The sequence below is a fragment of the Rhizobium nepotum 39/7 genome (genome assembly GCF_000949865.1).
In the GTDB taxonomy this organism is placed as follows: Bacteria; Pseudomonadota; Alphaproteobacteria; order Rhizobiales; family Rhizobiaceae; genus Agrobacterium; species Agrobacterium nepotum.
In genome coordinates, this window is record NZ_JWJH01000005.1 from 17406 (window position 1) to 34328 (window position 16923).

Here is a 16923-nt window from a genome sequence, read left to right on the forward strand (position 1 = left end):
GAATCACGGTGTCTCGGTGCTGAGGGAGCGTCCCGGATGAATATTGCGATCTGGATTATCGTTTTCGTACTGCTTTCGGTCTTCGCTGTTTATGCCTGGCGCATGACGCGGGCGACGGATGACGATAACAGCCATGATGTGGGGCAGGCGATCATGGATTTCGCCCGCGCTTTTCCCAATGAGGCGATCAGAAGCCTGCATATGAGCGTGGACGGCGGTGCGGCCTTTGTGCGGCTGCACGACAACAAGGCCGGCTTCATGCGCAATATGGGGTCTCATTACGTATGTGTGCTGATCGATCCCGAGCGGATAAGGGTCGAAGGTCTGGAAAGCGGTGACGGTTTCGTCGTTACCTTTTTCGATATGCCGAAATATAGCGGCTCATACCGCTTCAAGTCCGCCGGGGAGGCGGCCGAGGTTTCCCTGTGGCTGCTCGGCAGCCTTGTGGAGGCGCAGGACCATCACGACGAAGGAACGCTGCCCTCAGGCACCTGAGGGGCGCGTGGGTGTCGGCGTCATTGCCCGTTGAGCAGCGGGTTGGTCTGTACCTGTATGCGCTCGCGCCAGATGATGAACAGGCCGGATGCGACGATGATGAGGATGCCGAGCCATTTCGACGGCGTCGGGAAATCCGAAAACAGCGCATAACCGAGCACCGTCGCCGAAATGATCTCGAAATACTGGAACGGCGCCAGCAGCGATAGCGGCGCAAGCCTGAAGGCCCTGACGATCAGGAGATGCATGTAGCCGGATATCGATCCCAGCAGGATGAGCAGGGTGAGGGTGAAACCGGACTGCGGAAGCGAGATCGCGAAATCCTTGTCACCGATAGCATCACCGGCCAGAAGTGCCGCACCCATGAATACCGTGCCGGCAATGCCGGACATGGTCTGCATGACGAACGGGCTGTCGGCATCGCCGATGGCGCGGTTCAGGAACAGATAAAGCGTGTAGAGAAACGCGCAGGCGACCGGCAGAAGAGACGTCCAGCCGAAGATTTCGAAACTCGGCTGAATGACGATCAATGCGCCGCCGAAACCCACCGCAATCGCCGTCCAGCGTTTCCAGCCTACTTTTTCACCGAGGAAGAGGGCCGACATCATCGTCAGCATGAAGGGCTCGACGAAGTAGATCGCAAAGACATCGGCGAGCGGCATGTATTTGACGGCGGCGAAGAACATCAGGCTGGCGCTGGCATGCAGCACGCCACGCAGGCAATTCATCCATGGTCGCTTAGCGCTGAACAGTGCTTTCGGCGACACCAGAAGCAACAGGGGCAGGGTGCACAGAAGCTGGAAGAAGAACCGGTAGAAAGTGACTTGTGCCGGTGACATGCCACCGCTGACCGCCATGTATTTGGCGATGGCATCCATGATTGGCAGCACGAACATGCAGCCGGCCATGATGGTCATGCCCTTGGCGACATTGTTGAAGCCGGTCTCGCTGGTCATGGGTCTGGCTGCGCTTTCGACCAAAAGGTCCAACGAGAAAAAGGAGCGCCGGAAGGCGCTCCCCTCGAAGGGTCAGGCGGCTTCCTGGCGCGGCAGGCTTTTCATATCAATGACGAAGCGATAACGCACATCGCTTTTTATCATGCGTTCATAAGCGTCATTGATCTGATCGATATCGATCATTTCGATTTCCGCGGCGATGCCCTTTTCGGCGCAGAAGTCGAGCATTTCCTGGGTTTCGGGAATTCCGCCGATCATCGAACCGGCAAAGGTCTTGCGGCCGGGGATAAGGCTGAAAGCGTGAACGGAGAGCGGCTTTTCAGGCGCGCCGACCTGTACCAGCGCGCCGTCGCGTTTCAGCAAAGCGAGATAGGCGTTGATGTCATGGTCGGCGGCAACCGCGTCGATGATGAGGTCGAGGCTGGAAGCGGCCTTTTTCATCTGGTCGGCGTCGCGCGAGACGATTACTTCATGGGCGCCGAGCTTCTTGGCGTCCTCCGCCTTGCCGGGTGATGTCGTGATCATCACCACCGTCGCGCCCATGGCATTGGCGATCTTGACCGCCATATGGCCGAGGCCGCCAAGACCGACGACGCCGATACGCTTGCCAGGACCGGCGTTCCAGTGCCGCAACGGCGAATAGGTGGTTATGCCCGCGCAGAGCAGCGGTGCGGCGGCGGCCGGATCCAACCCTTCAGGGATATTGAGCACGTAACGGTCGTCGACCACCACATGGGCGGAATAACCGCCCAGCGTATGCGCGCCGCCGCCCATGGCCTTATCAGGCGAATTATAGGTGCCGGTCATGCCGTTTTCGCAATATTGCTCCAGCCCTTCGGCGCAGCTTGCGCATTCACGGCAACTGTCGACGATACAGCCGACGCCGACGCGGTCCCCCGTCTTGAACTTGGTGACCTGCGCGCCAACCCGGCCGACGCGACCGATGATCTCGTGGCCGGGGACGCAAGGGTAGAGGGAACCCGGCCATTCGCTGCGGGCCGTGTGGATATCGGAGTGGCAGACGCCACAGAACTCGATCTCGATTTCGACATCGCGCGGACCGGGATCGCGACGCTTGATGGTCGCGAGCTTCATCGGCGCAGAACCGTCATCGCAGGCATAGGCGGACGTTGTGAACATGGTTGTTCCTCCTCTGGTGATCGATGCTGGAAACACCGGCTGGCGGCAAAGGTTGGGGTCAATCAGCCGCCATAACCGGTTTCGGGTACTGCCTCGCCAAAAACCTCCTCGAAAGCCTCGCGCAACAGAACGTCGACGTCGCCGATCATAACCGGCAATCCGAGATCGACAAGGCTGGTGACGCCATAGGCGCTGATGCCACAGGGCACGATGCCGGTAAAATGCGTGAGGTCGGGATCGACATTGATCGACAGCCCGTGGAAGCTCACCCATTTCCGCAGCCGGATGCCAAGAGCGGCGATCTTGTCCTCGGCCATACCACCACCGGGAAGCAGGGGTTTCTCCGGCCGCCTGACCCAGACGCCGACACGGTCCTCGCGCCGCTCGCCGCGCACATTCATCTTGTCGAGCGTGCGGATGATGACATTTTCCAGCGCCGCCACATAGGCACGGACATCCTGTCGCCTCCGTTTCAGATCGAGCATCACATAAACGACCCGTTGTCCCGGCCCATGATAGGTATATTCGCCGCCGCGTCCCGTAGCAAAGACCGGAAAACGATCTGGTTCAATGAGGTCGACGGCATCGGCGCTGGTGCCTGCGGTATAAAGCGGCGGATGTTCCAGAAGCCAGACGAGTTCGTCGGCCTCGCCGCTGGCGATGGCGGCAACTTCCCGCTCCATTTCCTCCGTCGCCAGCTCGTAAGGGACGAGACCTTCCGAGATTCGCCAGCGGACGGGCGGCGAGCCGGCGACCGGCAGCATATTTGTCTCGATATCCGTACGTGTGAGCATGAAAAAGTCCTTTCCACAGCCTTCTCGCAAAATGATGACAAGGCGGCAACCCCAGCATTTGCGGGCTTCCTGCATATAGGGTGGGTCGGCGCGATTTTTAATTTCAAAAAACTGTCACGACGCTCTTGTGCACCGAAAATCCTTTTGCTACATGCACCCCCGTCGGCGCAAGTCGACGCCTACCACGATGCGGTCGTGGCGGAATTGGTAGACGCGCAGCGTTGAGGTCGCTGTGGGGCAACCCGTGGAAGTTCGAGTCTTCTCGACCGCACCAAAGAAACCCGCTTCGGCGGGTTTTTTCTTTTTGTGCCAATCGCTTGGCGTTGCATTCTCCCACAAAAGTTGAATTTGATGGCGATGAAATCCGCCTCGGGCCGCGTCGACGTGTTTTCGTCTCGGCAGCCCGGGCTTTAAAGTTTCAGGCCGCCAGATTATCGATCTCGCCGCCATTCGGATGAAATCTTCGACGGCTTAGCGTCTCCCCCCGCGATTGCCGTCACCGACCCGATAGGGGTCGCCATCCATGACCTGGTCCATCCGCCATTCGGTCCCGCGATAAGGGCTTTGCCACGTCTGGCAGCCGGCGAGAAAAACAGTTGCCGACAACAGTCCAAAAGTAAGAGCGGTTCGCAGCATATTAGCCTCCTTGGAAATTTTAGCGCAAAGCTATGTAGGTGCAAGCGAGCGGCTTTGCGACGTCTCCCCGGAATTTATGATCCTCTCGACACCGATATCCGGATTTGGTCGTCGGCAAATTTCGGTGGATATCGATGCACGGTGTAGTGGCGGAGTCGTTACCCCCATAAAACGAGGGGTGGAATATTAGAGGTCTGATGTTAGCGTTTGTCAGGAAAAACTGTCTGGAGGTTTTCGTGCTTGGGGACAAAACGGATTCAGACAATGCGATCGGCTATTATATGTGGAGCATCTCCGACAACAGGCTGATCATGGATGCCGTTACCGCGGAATGTCATGGATTTTCTGTAATGGTCGGATCGCAGGGGGTGACGATCGAGGATATTCTCGAAAGAATCGATATCGAAATGCGCGATCGGGTGGCGCAGGCGATTTTTGAAAGCATCACCACCGGCGTGTTCTTCGATCAGCGCTACAAGGTCAATCTGCCTGATGGTTCCGCGCGCTGGATCGTGGCGAAGGGCAGGGCGATCTTCGATGCCGACAACACGCCGTTTCTCGGCCTCGGCAGCGTTCGGGATATCACCCTTAAAAAAGCCTACCGGTTCGAGCCGCGCCAATAGCGGTCGGGGGCTTGTGAAAATCGCGGATAAAAAGAGGCGGCTTTCGCCGCCTTTATTTTTCGCGCATTGCCGGGACATCAGAAGACGGCAAGGTATTTCAACAGCGAAATAATGCCGATGATGATGACGATCACCTGAGCGATCTGTTTCGCGCCGCCACCCACGGGCAGTCGTGCGATGAGCCACAAGACAAGCACGATCACCAGGAAGGTGATCAGAATACCGACGAGCGTAGATGTAACCATATGTCCCAGCTCCCTTTTCAATCAATCCTCAACGGTCGTTCACCGTTGCGTGCGTAAAAGCGTGAGGCTAGTTTTGGTTCCATGCGGTGACATCGAGAGGCGGGAGAAGACGTGAAACAGCTCAGGATAAAAAAGCGGCCAACGGGGGCCATTGTTGCGCTTGGGCGTCTTGGACGTCCCGATGTCGTCACTGCCACTGGCGGCGCGCTGACGGTGATGACGGGTGCTTCGGAGCCAGGGTTCAATCCCGTCGATCTTCTCTATTCGTCGCTTGCGGCCTGTCTGGCGCTCAGCGCCCGCATCGCGGCGAGCCGCATGGGTCTGCTCGACGGCTTCGAAAAGGTCACGGTTCACGTCTCCGGCGAAAAGGCCGATGAGGAGCCGTCTCGAATAGTCCGTTTCGATATCCGGATCGAGATTGCCGGGGGTTTCGACGAGGCGACCCGCATAGCGATCGCGCATATGGCCGAGGATATCTGCACCGTCAGCAACACGCTGAAGGGCGACGCGGAATTCGTGCTGTCGATTACCGGCTGATCATCACGGCTTTCGAGATTTTTCCCATTTTTTCACCAGCCGGTCGCGTTTGAGCTTCGAGAGGCGTTTCAGCCAAAAAAGACCGTCCAGCTGGTCGATCTCATGCTGGATGCAGATGGCGTGAAATCCCTCGGCGGTTTGGCGATGTTCCATGCCCGACGTATCCTGAAACTTCACCTCGACCTCAGACGGACGCTCCACCTCCTCGGTGAAGCCGGGCATCGAGACGCTGCCCTCCATATGCCGCATGGTTTGTGCGGATTGGTCGAGAATTTCCGGATTGATATAGGTCAGGACGGTTCCCGGCGTCAGCTCAAGTACGAAAACACGCTGTTTTACGCCGATATGGGCTGCGGTAATGCCGACGCCGGGGGCGGCGCGCATCGTGTCGATCAGGTCTGTGACCAGCGTTTGCAATTGGTCGTCAAAATCGATCACCGGCGCGCAGATCTCGGAAAGACCGGGATGGGGGTAGGGCAGGATCGGCCTGATTGCCAAGGAAATGCTCCGTTCGTCTCAAATAGGGGAGAATGACGCGGCGAGCGCCTGTCCTTCCGTCGTCGCCTCCAGAAAGCTGCGCTGGGTGCGGGCATCGCGTTTCGTCACCCGCACGAAGCGGGGCGACAGAATGGTGATTTCGCGCAGAACGAGAGCGTGTGCAAGTCCCAGCCGTTTGGCGATGCTGCGGCTGTCCGTGGCGATATCCAGTTGGATCGCCAGAAGAATGGCCGCCCCCGTGGCCGTCAGCACCTGCGAGGACCCTTGCACGATCTGCTCCACCGCCGCCATGAAAGAGGCTGCGGATTGCTCCTCAGCCATCAAGGCGCATCCGGGCGCAGGCGGAAGGAGACCAGCACCGATTTGGACGTTGGCGTAAAGCTGCCTTCACCATAGCTCGACAATGGCACCAGCACGTTCAGTTCCGGATAATAACCGCCGACGCTGCCGCGCGGGATATTGTAAGGTACCAACCGGAAGTTTTCCGCGATCCGCTCCACGCCATCGCCATATTCGCCGATGACATCGACGCGCTGGCGGGAATGGGCGCCGAGCACCTCCATATCCACGGGGTTCATGAAGATGACCTGACGCTCGCCATAGACGCCGCGATAACGGTCATCCATGCCGTAAATCGTGGTGTTGTACTGATCGTGGCTGCGGAAAGTCTGCAAAACGAAAAGGTTGTCGCGCGTGAGAGCCTGCTGGTGCTCGGTCTGTTCGGGAAGCGGGCCACTGTAGAAGGTCGCCTTTTTCGTCGGCGTGTTCCATTCCCGTTCGGCGGCCGTGTTGCGCAGGTGAAAACCGCGCGGCACGCGGACGCGCTCGTTGAAATTGTCGAAACCGGGAATGACCCGCTCGATCATGTCGCGAATGAGGTCGTAATCATCGGCAAGCGCCTTCCAGTCGACATGCGCATTGCCCAGCGTCGCTTCGGCGATACCGGCAATGATGGCGACTTCGGAGCGCAGCTCGTCGGAGGCGGGCGGGTTGATGCCGCCGGAACCGTGCACCATGCTCATGGAGTCCTCGACCGTGACGATCTGCGGCCGACCTGCCGAATTGCGGTCGATTTCCGTTCGTCCGAGACAGGGCAGTATGAAGGAGGTTTCGCCCGGCACCAGATGCGAATGGTTGAGCTTGGTCGCGATATTGACCGTCAGTCTCTGTTTTTCGAAAGCCTTGACGATCAGCGGGCTGTCGGGTGTCGCCCGCAGGAAGTTGCCGCCGAGCGCGATGAAGGTCTGCGCCCTGCCATCCAGCATGGCGGCGATGGCTTCGACGGTGTTGTGGCCGGGCTTGCGCGGCAAGGCAACCCCGAGTTCCTTCTCCAGCGCGTCGAGAAATGCTGGCGGTGCTTTCTCGTCGATGCCGACGGTCCGGTCGCCCTGCACGTTGGAATGGCCGCGCACTGGGCAAAGACCGGCGCCGGGCCGGCCGATATTGCCGCGCAGCAGCATGAAATTGGCGATCTCGCGAACGATAATGACCGAGTGGCGATGCTGCGTGACGCCCATGGCCCAGGTGGCGATGACGGAACCGGCATTCATGTAGATACCGGCGGCTTCCTCGATTTCCGCGCGGGTCAGGCCGGATTGTTCGAGGATGGTGTCCCAGCCGGTCGCCTCGACGGCGGCGCGATAGGCGTCGAACTCAGTGGCGTGGTCGGCGATGAAGTCGTCATCGATGATGGCGGGCTCTCCCGCCGCCCTTGCGGCATCGTCGACGGCGAAGATCGCCTTGCTCATGCCGCGCACGGCCGCCATGTCGCCGCCCTGCCTCGGCTGGTAGTAGTTGGTGGCGATCTTGGTGCTGCCGCCGGTCACCATCTCGATCTTGTCCTGCGGATCGGCGAAGCGCTCCAGCCCCTTTTCCCGGATCGGGTTGAAGACGGCGATCTTGGCGCCGCGAAGTGCCGCCCGGCGCAGGTCGCCCAGCATGCGCGGGTGATTGGTGCCGGGATTTTGCCCGATCACGAAAATCGCATCCGCCTGTTCGAAATCCTCGAGCAGTACCGTGCCCTTGCCGACGCCGATCGACTCCTTGAGGCCGACGCCGCTCGCCTCATGGCACATGTTGGAGCAGTCGGGGAAATTGTTGGTGCCGTAAAGCCGTACCATTAATTGATAGATGAAGGCCGCCTCGTTGGAGGCGCGGCCGGATGTGTAGAACTCCGCACGGTCCGGGCTGTCTAAACCTTTGAGCATCCTGCCGATTTCGGCGAAGGCGGCGTCCCACGACACCGGCAGATATCTGTCGGTCGCCCGGTCGTAACGCATCGGGTGGGTGAGGCGGCCCTGTTTTTCCAGATCGTAGTCAGACCAGCCACGCAGTTCGGAAACGGTGCGGGTGGCGAAAAAATCGGGTGGCACCCGGGCTTCCGTCGCTTCCCACGCCACCGCCTTGACGCCGTTTTCGCAAAACTCGAAGGAAGAACCGTGTTCCGGATCGCCCCAGGCGCAACCCGGGCAGTCGAAGCCATCCGGCTGGTTCGTCTTCAGCAGCGCCCGCGCACCGGAAATCGGCGCGCCGGATTCCATCAGCCGTTTGCCGACGCTCTTAAGCGCGCCCCAGCCGCCTGCGGCGGCGGATGCCTTGCCGATGAAATCCGTCTTGCTCATTGTCGTGATTATCCTGAAATTTACCTGGCCGGCCGCACGGCGGATGCCTTTTCGCGGTGGCCGATCATATATAAAAAAAGCTCTTTCAGAATCGTCTATGGGCGACATATGTCAATCTCTATCTTACCGGTTCCTGCGGCACGGGCATGGGTCTATTCTGGCCTGTCCCTGTCCTTTGCGGGGGAACGGTCGGGGCTTGGGGGACGTTGTACGGATTGAGATGCCGTCTGCCCGAGGCATCAATATGGGGCGCTTTGCTCTGCCATCACGGTCTCGCGAAGGGGCGGCCCATGACATTTTCGTCGCAGTCCCGGGGCTTGTTGTTTTCCGCCTATCCGGTTGTTGACAATATGCTTTTTAACGCCATTCTGCCTGCGCATTCGTGCAGTGCGGCATTTAGACAAGAGGACGCCAGATGACAGACCGTGACGACGATCTTCACGCGCCCGAAGAGTCGAGGCCGACAGAGGCACCCTCCGATATCTACGCCGATGACGGGTCCGTCCGTTCTGATTTTCTGGCGATGGTGGGTGCGGCGATTGCCGACCGAGACCTGCTTTTCCTGCGCAAGAATGTGGCGCGGCTGCATGAGTCCGAACTCGGCGACGTGCTCGAATCCATCATGCCGGAACAGCGCCACGCGCTGGTGCGGCTGCTGGGCGCCGATTTCGACATGACGGCGCTGACCGAGGTGGATGAAGGCATCCGTCTCGATATCGTTGATCAGATGTCGAACGAGCAGATCGCCGCCGGCATCGGCGAGCTGGATTCGGACGACGCTGTCTACATTCTCGAAGATCTCGACGATGAGGATCGCGAGGACATTCTCTCGCAGCTGCCGTTCACCGAACGCGTGCGGCTGATGCGGGCGCTGGATTATCCGGAAAGCTCCGCCGGCCGCCGCATGCAGACGGAATTCGTGGCCGTGCCACCGTTCTGGACCGTGGGACAGACCATCGATTATCTGCGCGAAGAAGAGGAACTGCCGGATTCCTTCACCCAGATATTCGTCATCGATCCTACCTTCAAGCTCGTCGGCGCTCTCGATCTCGACAAGGTGCTGCGCGCCAAGCGTCAGGCGAGGATCGAAACGATCATGCACGAGACCAACCACTCCATTCCGGCCGAAATGGACCAGGAAGAAGCGGCGCAGGTTTTCGAGCAATACGACCTTCTGTCCGCCGCCGTCGTCGACAATAACGGCCGGCTGGTCGGCGTCCTCACCATCGATGACGTGGTCGACGTCATTCAGGAAGAAGCCGAGGAGGATTTGCTGCGCCTTGGCGGCGTGGGCGACGAGGAACTGTCGGACAGCATCGTCAGCACCTCGCGTTCGCGTGTACCCTGGCTTGCCGTCAACCTCCTCACCGCTTTTCTGTCTGCCTCCGTCATCAGCCTGTTCGATGCGACGATCCAGCAGATCATCGCGCTGGCGATCCTGATGCCGACCGTCGCCGGCATGGGCGGCAATGCCGGATCGCAGACCATGACCGTGTCCGTGCGGGCGCTGGCCACCAAAAGCCTCGACATTCACAATGCTGCACGCATCATCCGGCGCGAGGCGGGTGTCGGCATTCTGAACGGCATGTTGTTCGGTTGTGCCATCGGCATCGTCGCCGGCGTGTGGTTTCAGGATGTCCATATCGGCGGCATCATCGCCGCCGCCATGTGTCTCAACATGCTGGCGGCAGCGCTGGCAGGCATCCTCATTCCGCTGGTTCTCGACAAGTTCGGCGCGGACCCCGCCGTCTCCTCCGCCGTCTTCGTGACAGCGGTCACGGACATCGTCGGCTTTTTTGCCTTTCTCGGCATCGCCACGTGGTGGTACGGTATTTCAGGATAGGCCCGAACAGGCGAAGTCGGCAGGGAAAATTGACTTTTACGTGAAGGTCAAATAATAATTATCCGGTCATGAATCGGATAGGCCCTTGGACAAATATTATAGCATAACTGAACTGACACGCGAATTCGGTGTTTCCACCCGCACCTTGCGATTTTACGAGGACGAGGGGCTGATTCACCCTGAGCGTCGCGGACGTACTCGACTTTTCCGGTCCGCGGACCGGCGTCTCATTCAGGAAATCCTGCGCGGCCGCCGTATCGGTTTCACCATCTCCGAAATCCGCGAGATTATTCACGTCTACAAGGAGCCGCCGGGTGAATCGGGCCAACTCGTGCTGCTGATGAAGAAGGTCGATGAAAAGCGCGCCGATCTCAGGCAAAAGCGCAAGGACATCGAAGAGACGCTGGCTGAACTCGACAATGTCGAAGAGGCATGCCTGACACGCCTTGCCGAAATCGGCGTTGGGACTTGACAAGGGCTCCCGCCGTTGCGCTTGACGTGAGGGCTTTCAGGCTGCCGGTATGAAACCTCTCTCCCGTCATGCAGGGCTTGACCCGGAATTCAGCCACGGCGCGTCTGCGCCGTGAGAAGAGCCTTATCACGATCAAAGACTAGATCGCACTGGGACCACGGATCAGGCCCGGGGTGACGGAAGATGGGTTTAACCAGGCCCACAATCGCACTTAAGTCGCGAGATGATCTCAGCAATGTGAGGCGCTAACGTGCGTTACTGCGCCTCAACCGTGCACTGCTGCGCCACATCGCTCACCTTCGTCTGCTGATCGGTGGTGAGCTTGCCTTCCATCATGATGTCGAACAGGCTTTCCGCCTGCAGCTTTTCAAGCGTGCAGCCGCAGAAACGCTGGCACAATTCCTGCCCGTTCGCCTGTTCGACGCAGCTTTTTTCGCAACTCGATTTGTAAAGCTCGACCTGATCGACCGGGGGAGGCGGGGCCACGAGCGATATGGCGTAGACGAGGCCGATCAGCGCCGGTTGGTGGATGAGGTAGAAGGCGAGGCTGTGGCGGCCGGCACTTGCTATCAGATTGCGGGGTGAACTCGGGTTGCGAAAACGGTCCAGCCAGTCGCGCGGTGTGACGAATTGCGAGACCGCTAGTCCCGCAAGGAATGGCGCCAGCCAGGGCAAGAGCGGCACATAATCGTTCGAGCGCGGCGGCATGGTAGAGAAACCGACCCATGCCAGCCATTTGCTGTTGAAAAAATCGGACTGCACGTAGTGCGGCAGTGCAAACGCAAGTGCCGCGAAAAGCAGCGTCACCAGCGCGGGCGCGCGCAGGAACAGCAACCCGACGAGGCTTGCGGCGGCGATATTGTGCAGGATGCCGAAAAAGATGAAGCTATCCGGAAAGGCGAAATAGGTGGCGACGGTGATGAGCAATGCCGCGCCGGCCACCATCGCAAAACGCTTGCCGAAGGACGGCCAGTTTATGGCTCTGCCATGGGCGAGAAACAGGCTGAAACCGGCCAGGAACAGGAACGAGCTGGCAATGGCGCGCGCATAGAGTTTCCACAGGCCCGTCGTCGCCGTGCCGGGTTCCAGATAGCCGAAATATTCCAGATTCCAGGTGAAGTGGTAGGACGCCATGGCGATGAGGGCGAGCCCGCGCAGGGTATCGAGGCCGCCTATGCGGCCTTTGCGGCGGGTATCGGTTGCGGCTGTGGTTGTTTTCATAATTCCCGCTGTTTCAGCTGTCTGAAGCCGTTGTTCATTCAGGGCTTGGCCCGTGAAGTACGGTTATTTCAAGACCCGTCCCTGTCCATGATGGCGCGGCGGGCTTCGGAGAAGAACTGGCGGCGCAACAGCGCCACGGTGATGATGACGGTGCTGGCGATGAAGACATAGGGGCTGATGAACCAGCCGAGATAACCGATCGACAGAAAGATCGTCCGCAGCCCGTCATTGAAGTTCTTAGCAGCGATGATGTTCATCTTTATGACGTTTTCAGCGGCGCGCTCCGCCGCCTCACGATCCGCATTGACGTCATGGACCATGGGGATGGCGCCAAACAGGATCGTGCAATAATTGAACAGGCGATAGGACCAGCCGAACTTGAAAAACGAATAACCGAAAAGGCAGGTGAGCCCCATGACTTTCAGCTCGAAGGCCGTGCGCCCGGCATAATGCACGAAAGGCAGATCGCGAAAGACGGTTTCAACCCGGTCGGTCGCCCCCAGAAGAGCAAAGCAGCCGCCGATGGCGAAGATCGAGGTGGATGCGAAAAAAGCGGTACCGTTCTGCAAACCCGCCATGATCTGTGTGTCGATCATCTTCAGGTCGCGTTTGAGGGAGTTGTAAATCCAGTCGCGACGGCGCTCCGCCATGGCCTGATTGAGGCTGGTTCTCGAAAACAGCGGCGTTCCCGTCGTGAGATGCGTATAGGCAGCCCATAACACGATGAAAACGACGATCGATACATAGTCCATGACGGTCAGCACGTCAGGTCACCCTGCTGTTTGCGAATCTTCGAAAGCATATTGATTTGAAGGCCATGGCAAGGCAATGGCGGCGGCCGCCATGGGCAAATATTCTCACGCCGCGTTGCAGCTTCGCCATTCCGCGTTTCCGCTAACCTTCCGGTAACCAAGTGGCTTTATCAATTCCGGCGCGGATGAAAGTCTGCCGGTTCCGGGTCAAGGTTTTGCGTACCGGTTCCGCTTGAATTCTCGCCGATATCGCCGGCCGATTGACAGAATGACCGTTCGCACCTAGCCTTTTGTCAGGACCGGTGTTTCCGGCATTCGGGGTTGCCAAGGCTGTGATATGTCCCGCATCATGCGGACAGGTTTTGTCATCTCCGGCCCGGTATCATCGGCAGTCCGGCATGAGCAACCGGGGAACGCCTTTTTCTACGAATCGTTCCCTTCATGTCCGCCTGTCTCTGGCTTGCGACACCGCAATGATGCCGGTCCGTTTTATCCTTTTCTTTCAGGTTCTCCATGGCAGATAAAAATCGCTCCGTTTTCATTCTAGGCGGCGCGCGCTCCGGCAAGTCCCGTTTTGCCGAGGAACTTGCGGGCAATGCCGGCGGGCGCCTGCATTATCTGGCCACCGGCCGGGCATGGGATGACGAGATGCGCGATCGCATCGACCATCATCAGGCACGCCGCGGCGAGGAATGGACGACGCACGAAGCGCCGGTCGATGTCGTCGCCGTTCTGGATCGGCTCGATGATCCGGAGAACGTCATCCTCATTGACTGCCTGACATTGTGGCTCACCAATCTGATGATGGAAAATGCCGATATGGAGACGGCGTTTGCCGCGCTCGAAGCGGCGATCGCTTCCACGAAGTCCAAGTTGATTCTCGTCTCCAACGAGGTCGGCCTCGGTATCGTGCCGGAAAACCGCATGGCGCGGGAATTTCGCGACCATGCCGGCAGGCTGCATCAACGTGTCGCCGCCCTTGCCGGTGAGGTCTATTTCGTCGCCGCTGGATTGCCCCTGAAGATGAAGGGCTGAGGTATCCGCCCCTGGAAATGGGATGGACCTTTCTCGCCTTGCTCGTGATGCGGCCCTTTTCTATCGATCAGACCAGACGGCCAGCTCGTATCCATCAGGATCGGTAAAATGGAATCGCTGTCCGCCGGGAAACGTAAAAAGTGCGACGCTGATTTGCCCGCCGGCTGCCTCGATACGGCGCTGCATATCCTCGATATTGGCGGCGTAAAGAATGACGAGCGGTCCGCCCTTGGCAGAGACAGGCGCGGTGGTGGTGAAACCGCCGGTCAGCCGACCATCGGAAAACTCGCAATATTGCGGACCGTAATCTTTGAAAGACCAGCCGAAAGCGCCGCCGTAAAATTCCTTGCTGCGCTCGATGTCGGCAACGTTGAATTCGACATAGTCGATCCGTCTGTCATTCGTGTTCGTGGTCATCGTTTCATCCTTCAATCCGTTTCGAGCAGAGACTTCAGTGTTTCTAGATCAGCCGTGATCGCCCGGGCGTCCTGTTCGAAATCCTCATCCGTCATGTCCTGAAGGCGAAGCAGCGTGAAGCTGATTTCGGCGCCGCTGCCATTCGGTGTTACCCGCAACGCGTTATAGACCTTCCGGCCATCCGGCAATGTGACGACATGGTCTACGACGCCAAATTCGTTTACCGGCGCGAAATTGACGCGCACTTCGCCCAGCGGGCCGCCATCGGCGATCCAGTCCTCGCCGTCGGGCTTGAGGCCGCCCGCAAGACCGGCTGCCCAGTGCGGCATGTTTTGCGGATCGGAGATGAAATCATAGACATGGCTCCATGGTTTTTCGACCGACCGATGAATGATTCTCGATTGCATGACAGGCATTTCATCCTCCCTTTGCGGTGCAGGCCTCCGGCTGCGCCACTTTGTCATCGCTTGATGCAAGTCAAGGATATCTCACCGGCGAGATGGGAGAAAGCCCGCATGCGCTCGGGTTTTTCGCCTTCCTATGGTCGATCAGGGCAATATGAGGATATGGACGGTGCGGCCTGGCAGGCGCGGGCGCTGGATGATGGCGACGACCGGCCGCGACCGTCATGAAGAGCCTCCGTTTCGAACTTGCTTCGACCTGCTGCAAATATGCAAAGCTGACTTGCGTCATCAAAATTTAATCGTTTCAGTCGCCCCTAGCCTTGCCGTTTGCGGATTACAGTGCCACAACACGACCACCAAAAAGCAAGATGGAGGCACATCCGTGGAACAGGCAGAAATCGGTTTGATCGGTCTCGGCGTCATGGGCTCGAACCTGGCGTTGAACATCGCGGAAAAGGGCAACAAGATTGCCGTATTCAACCGAACCCCTGAGGCGACGAAGAAATTCTATGCGGAAGCCGGTGAGTTGCAGGGACAGTTGATCCCTTGCGAAACCATCGAAGAATTCGTCGCCGCCATTCGCCCTCCGCGCCCGATCATCATCATGATCAAGGCCGGCGATCCCGTTGACCAGCAGATGGAAATCCTGAAGCCGCATCTGGCGAACGGCGACATCATGATCGACGCCGGCAATGCGAATTTCCGCGATACGATCCGCCGTTTCGACAATCTGAAGGATAGCGGCCTGACCTTCATCGGCATGGGTGTATCCGGCGGTGAAGAAGGTGCGCGTCACGGCCCGTCGATCATGGTCGGCGGCACCGAAGATAGCTGGAAGCGCGTCGAAAAGGTGCTGACCTCCATTTCCGCCAAATATAATGACGATCCGTGCGTGGCATGGCTCGGCAATGACGGCGCTGGCCATTTCGTCAAGACCATCCATAACGGCATCGAATATGCCGACATGCAGATGATCGCCGAAATCTACGGCATTCTGCGTGACGGCCTGAAGATGAGCGCAGTCGAAATCGCCGACGTGTTCGCCGAATGGAACAAGGGCCGCCTGAACTCCTACCTGATCGAAATCACCGAGAAGGTTCTGCGCGCCGCCGACCCGATCACCGGCAAGCCGATGGTCGATCTGATCCTCGACAAGGCTGGCCAGAAGGGTACCGGCAAGTGGTCGGTTATCGAGGCGCAGAATATGGGCGTCGCCGCAACCGCCATCGAGGCGGCCGTTGCCGCCCGCATCCTGTCGTCGCAGAAGGACGAGCGCGAAGCTGCCGAGAAGATTTTCGGTCTGCCGGCCGTTGCGTCCACGCCATCGGACAAAAAGGCCTTCATCGCCGACCTGGAAAGCGCGCTTCTGGCCGCCAAGGTTGGCGCCTATGCGCAGGGCTTTGCCGTCATGTCGGCTGCATCGAAGGAGTTCAACTGGAACCTGCCGATGCCGACCATCGCCCGCATCTGGCGCGCCGGCTGCATCATCCGCTCGGAATTCCTCGATGAGATCACATCGGCCTTCACCAAGGATCCGCATGTGGCCAACCTCATCGTGACGCCTGCCTTCTCCGGCATCGTCAAGGACACCGACGCAGCCCTGCGCCGTGTTGTTTCCTACGCGGTTCTGTCGGGTCTGCCGGTTTCGGCGCTCGCCTCCGCACTCGGCTACTTCGATGCCTATCGCCGTGCCCGCGGCAGCGCCAACCTTATCCAGGCGCAGCGCGACTTCTTCGGCGCGCATGGTTTCGAACGCACCGACGGCGTCGACAAGCCGCACGGCCCATGGGGCAGCGGCGCCGATATTTTCTGATCGGCTGAAACGGCAAACGACAAAAGGCCCGCTTGCGCGGGCCTTTTTCATTTCATCCGTTGATTTTTTTAACGTGCGGCAGAGAGGCCGACGATCAAGCCGGTAACGGCGTTGATGAGCAGGAACTGGTTGTCGACGCGCACCCAGCGCTGGTCACGACGCGGCTCGGCAAGACGGTAACGGCGATAGTCGCGGCGATCAACGGAATGACGGCGTTCGCCGGCAGACAGGCGCTGACCGCGATCCCAGCGGTGCTTCTTGACGATGACCTTTTTGGTGGTGATATGGCGCTCGATGGTAGCGCCGCGATGGCGATCGTCGTGACGGCTTTGCGCCTGGGCCATCGGAGCGGCGAGAACGGTGGCGGCCAGAAGAACGGTGATGAACTTTTTCATGAATGTTTCCTCTCGTGTTTCGATGA

Annotated in this window: 19 protein-coding genes, 1 tRNA gene and 1 pseudogene; 9 read left to right on the top strand and 12 right to left on the bottom strand. The window is 59.1% G+C overall.

Features of this window, described 5'->3' with window-relative positions:
- Positions 1 to 36 precede the first annotated feature (36 nt).
- Complete coding sequence (locus RS75_RS06020) at positions 37 to 495, top strand: hypothetical protein (RefSeq protein WP_045018393.1); 459 nt, start codon at positions 37 to 39, stop codon at positions 493 to 495.
- Between the two features lie 20 nt (positions 496 to 515).
- Here the strand turns inward: RS75_RS06020 and RS75_RS06025 are convergent, their stop codons facing one another.
- The 3 genes from RS75_RS06025 to lipB form a co-directional block, all read right to left on the bottom strand.
- Positions 516 to 1451: a DMT family transporter gene (locus RS75_RS06025; RefSeq protein WP_045018395.1), complete on the bottom strand. Its 936-nt coding sequence runs from the start codon at positions 1449 to 1451 to the stop codon at positions 516 to 518.
- Between the two features lie 72 nt (positions 1452 to 1523).
- A complete protein-coding gene (locus tag RS75_RS06030) occupies positions 1524 to 2591 on the bottom strand; it encodes an NAD(P)-dependent alcohol dehydrogenase (protein WP_045018397.1) in 1068 nt (355 codons plus the stop codon).
- Positions 2592 to 2653: 62 nt separating this feature from the next.
- Complete coding sequence (gene lipB, locus RS75_RS06035) at positions 2654 to 3385, bottom strand: lipoyl(octanoyl) transferase LipB (protein ID WP_045018776.1); 732 nt, start codon at positions 3383 to 3385, stop codon at positions 2654 to 2656.
- A 189-nt stretch (positions 3386 to 3574) separates the two neighbouring features.
- Between lipB and RS75_RS06040 the strand changes: the two genes are divergently transcribed.
- Positions 3575 to 3659: transfer RNA gene (locus tag RS75_RS06040), tRNA-Leu, on the top strand.
- Between the two features lie 559 nt (positions 3660 to 4218).
- Positions 4219 to 4644: a PAS domain-containing protein gene (locus tag RS75_RS06045; protein WP_045018399.1), complete on the top strand. Its 426-nt coding sequence runs from the start codon at positions 4219 to 4221 to the stop codon at positions 4642 to 4644.
- Between the two features lie 77 nt (positions 4645 to 4721).
- Here RS75_RS06045 and RS75_RS26850 read toward each other — a convergent pair whose 3' ends face one another.
- Positions 4722 to 4889 (bottom strand): Thivi_2564 family membrane protein, encoded by a 168-nt coding sequence (locus tag RS75_RS26850; protein WP_052679662.1) that lies wholly within the window; start codon positions 4887 to 4889, stop codon positions 4722 to 4724.
- A 111-nt stretch (positions 4890 to 5000) separates the two neighbouring features.
- Here RS75_RS26850 and RS75_RS06050 point away from each other — a divergent pair, with 111 nt between their 5' ends.
- Positions 5001 to 5426: an OsmC family protein gene (locus RS75_RS06050; protein ID WP_045018400.1), complete on the top strand. Its 426-nt coding sequence runs from the start codon at positions 5001 to 5003 to the stop codon at positions 5424 to 5426.
- 3 nt (positions 5427 to 5429) lie between these two features.
- Here the strand turns inward: RS75_RS06050 and RS75_RS06055 are convergent, their stop codons facing one another.
- From RS75_RS06055 to RS75_RS06065, 3 genes are read right to left on the bottom strand one after another with little or no spacing between them, the layout of a single operon-like run.
- The gene (locus RS75_RS06055; protein WP_045018402.1) at positions 5430 to 5924 is read right to left on the bottom strand and encodes a peptide deformylase; all 495 of its coding nucleotides are present in this window, start codon (positions 5922 to 5924) and stop codon (positions 5430 to 5432) included.
- A gap of 18 nt (positions 5925 to 5942) precedes the next feature.
- Positions 5943 to 6245, bottom strand: coding sequence for a hypothetical protein (locus RS75_RS06060; protein WP_045018403.1), 303 nt, complete (start codon positions 6243 to 6245; stop codon positions 5943 to 5945).
- The gene (locus tag RS75_RS06065) at positions 6245 to 8545 is read right to left on the bottom strand and encodes an FdhF/YdeP family oxidoreductase (protein WP_045018404.1); all 2301 of its coding nucleotides are present in this window, start codon (positions 8543 to 8545) and stop codon (positions 6245 to 6247) included. Before RS75_RS06065 ends, RS75_RS06060 begins: the two co-directional genes overlap by 1 nt.
- Before the next feature lie 415 nt (positions 8546 to 8960).
- On the opposite strand from RS75_RS06065, the gene mgtE reads away from it, so the two are divergent.
- Both mgtE and RS75_RS06075 read left to right on the top strand, forming a co-directional pair.
- Positions 8961 to 10388, top strand: a complete 1428-nt coding sequence (mgtE, locus tag RS75_RS06070; protein ID WP_045018406.1) for a magnesium transporter — start codon at positions 8961 to 8963, stop codon at positions 10386 to 10388.
- Between the two features lie 85 nt (positions 10389 to 10473).
- Positions 10474 to 10860: a MerR family transcriptional regulator gene (locus tag RS75_RS06075; protein ID WP_045018408.1), complete on the top strand. Its 387-nt coding sequence runs from the start codon at positions 10474 to 10476 to the stop codon at positions 10858 to 10860.
- Positions 10861 to 11115: 255 nt separating this feature from the next.
- Here RS75_RS06075 and RS75_RS06080 read toward each other — a convergent pair whose 3' ends face one another.
- Together RS75_RS06080 and RS75_RS06085 are read right to left on the bottom strand one after the other, a co-directional pair.
- Positions 11116 to 12081 carry a heparan-alpha-glucosaminide N-acetyltransferase gene (locus tag RS75_RS06080; RefSeq protein WP_045018410.1) on the bottom strand — a complete coding sequence of 322 codons (966 nt, stop codon included), beginning with the start codon at positions 12079 to 12081 and terminating at the stop codon, positions 11116 to 11118.
- A gap of 68 nt (positions 12082 to 12149) precedes the next feature.
- The gene (locus RS75_RS06085) at positions 12150 to 12842 is read right to left on the bottom strand and encodes a DUF599 domain-containing protein (protein WP_045018778.1); all 693 of its coding nucleotides are present in this window, start codon (positions 12840 to 12842) and stop codon (positions 12150 to 12152) included.
- A 504-nt stretch (positions 12843 to 13346) separates the two neighbouring features.
- Between RS75_RS06085 and cobU the strand changes: the two genes are divergently transcribed.
- Positions 13347 to 13868 carry a bifunctional adenosylcobinamide kinase/adenosylcobinamide-phosphate guanylyltransferase gene (gene cobU, locus RS75_RS06090; RefSeq protein ID WP_045018412.1) on the top strand — a complete coding sequence of 174 codons (522 nt, stop codon included), beginning with the start codon at positions 13347 to 13349 and terminating at the stop codon, positions 13866 to 13868.
- Positions 13869 to 13928: 60 nt separating this feature from the next.
- On the opposite strand, the gene RS75_RS06095 is transcribed toward cobU, so the two are convergent.
- On the bottom strand, positions 13929 to 14285 hold the full coding sequence (locus tag RS75_RS06095; protein ID WP_045018780.1) for a VOC family protein: 357 nt from the start codon (positions 14283 to 14285) through the stop codon (positions 13929 to 13931).
- A gap of 11 nt (positions 14286 to 14296) precedes the next feature.
- Positions 14297 to 14701: an SRPBCC family protein gene (locus tag RS75_RS06100; RefSeq protein ID WP_045018415.1), complete on the bottom strand. Its 405-nt coding sequence runs from the start codon at positions 14699 to 14701 to the stop codon at positions 14297 to 14299.
- Between the two features lie 101 nt (positions 14702 to 14802).
- Here RS75_RS06100 and ccoS point away from each other — a divergent pair.
- Together ccoS and gndA are read left to right on the top strand one after the other, a co-directional pair.
- A pseudogene (gene ccoS, locus RS75_RS25465) lies at positions 14803 to 14917 on the top strand (cbb3-type cytochrome oxidase assembly protein CcoS); the annotation flags it as partial.
- A 154-nt stretch (positions 14918 to 15071) separates the two neighbouring features.
- The gene (gene gndA, locus RS75_RS06105; RefSeq protein ID WP_045018417.1) at positions 15072 to 16502 is read left to right on the top strand and encodes an NADP-dependent phosphogluconate dehydrogenase; all 1431 of its coding nucleotides are present in this window, start codon (positions 15072 to 15074) and stop codon (positions 16500 to 16502) included.
- A gap of 68 nt (positions 16503 to 16570) precedes the next feature.
- Here the strand turns inward: gndA and RS75_RS06110 are convergent, their stop codons facing one another.
- Positions 16571 to 16897, bottom strand: a complete 327-nt coding sequence (locus RS75_RS06110; protein WP_045018418.1) for an RcnB family protein — start codon at positions 16895 to 16897, stop codon at positions 16571 to 16573.
- Positions 16898 to 16923: the final 26 nt, after the last annotated feature.

What these genes read in the sequence shown, in the direction of transcription:
- RS75_RS06065 (WP_045018404.1), bottom strand. Translation starts at nt 8,545, where the DNA reads ATGAGCAAGACGGATTTCATCGGCAAGGCATCCGCCGCCGCAGGCGGC.
- RS75_RS06080 (WP_045018410.1), bottom strand. Translation starts at nt 12,081, where the DNA reads ATGAAAACAACCACAGCCGCAACCGATACCCGCCGCAAAGGCCGCATA.
- mgtE (WP_045018406.1), top strand. Translation starts at nt 8,961, where the DNA reads ATGACAGACCGTGACGACGATCTTCACGCGCCCGAAGAGTCGAGGCCG.
- RS75_RS06030 (WP_045018397.1), bottom strand. Translation starts at nt 2,591, where the DNA reads ATGTTCACAACGTCCGCCTATGCCTGCGATGACGGTTCTGCGCCGATG.
- RS75_RS06100 (WP_045018415.1), bottom strand. Translation starts at nt 14,701, where the DNA reads ATGCCTGTCATGCAATCGAGAATCATTCATCGGTCGGTCGAAAAACCA.
- RS75_RS06060 (WP_045018403.1), bottom strand. Translation starts at nt 6,245, where the DNA reads ATGGCTGAGGAGCAATCCGCAGCCTCTTTCATGGCGGCGGTGGAGCAG.
- cobU (WP_045018412.1), top strand. Translation starts at nt 13,347, where the DNA reads ATGGCAGATAAAAATCGCTCCGTTTTCATTCTAGGCGGCGCGCGCTCC.
- RS75_RS06020 (WP_045018393.1), top strand. Translation starts at nt 37, where the DNA reads ATGAATATTGCGATCTGGATTATCGTTTTCGTACTGCTTTCGGTCTTC.
- RS75_RS06045 (WP_045018399.1), top strand. Translation starts at nt 4,219, where the DNA reads ATGTTAGCGTTTGTCAGGAAAAACTGTCTGGAGGTTTTCGTGCTTGGG.
- RS75_RS06095 (WP_045018780.1), bottom strand. Translation starts at nt 14,285, where the DNA reads ATGACCACGAACACGAATGACAGACGGATCGACTATGTCGAATTCAAC.
- RS75_RS06025 (WP_045018395.1), bottom strand. Translation starts at nt 1,451, where the DNA reads ATGACCAGCGAGACCGGCTTCAACAATGTCGCCAAGGGCATGACCATC.
- lipB (WP_045018776.1), bottom strand. Translation starts at nt 3,385, where the DNA reads ATGCTCACACGTACGGATATCGAGACAAATATGCTGCCGGTCGCCGGC.
- RS75_RS26850 (WP_052679662.1), bottom strand. Translation starts at nt 4,889, where the DNA reads ATGGTTACATCTACGCTCGTCGGTATTCTGATCACCTTCCTGGTGATC.
- RS75_RS06110 (WP_045018418.1), bottom strand. Translation starts at nt 16,897, where the DNA reads ATGAAAAAGTTCATCACCGTTCTTCTGGCCGCCACCGTTCTCGCCGCT.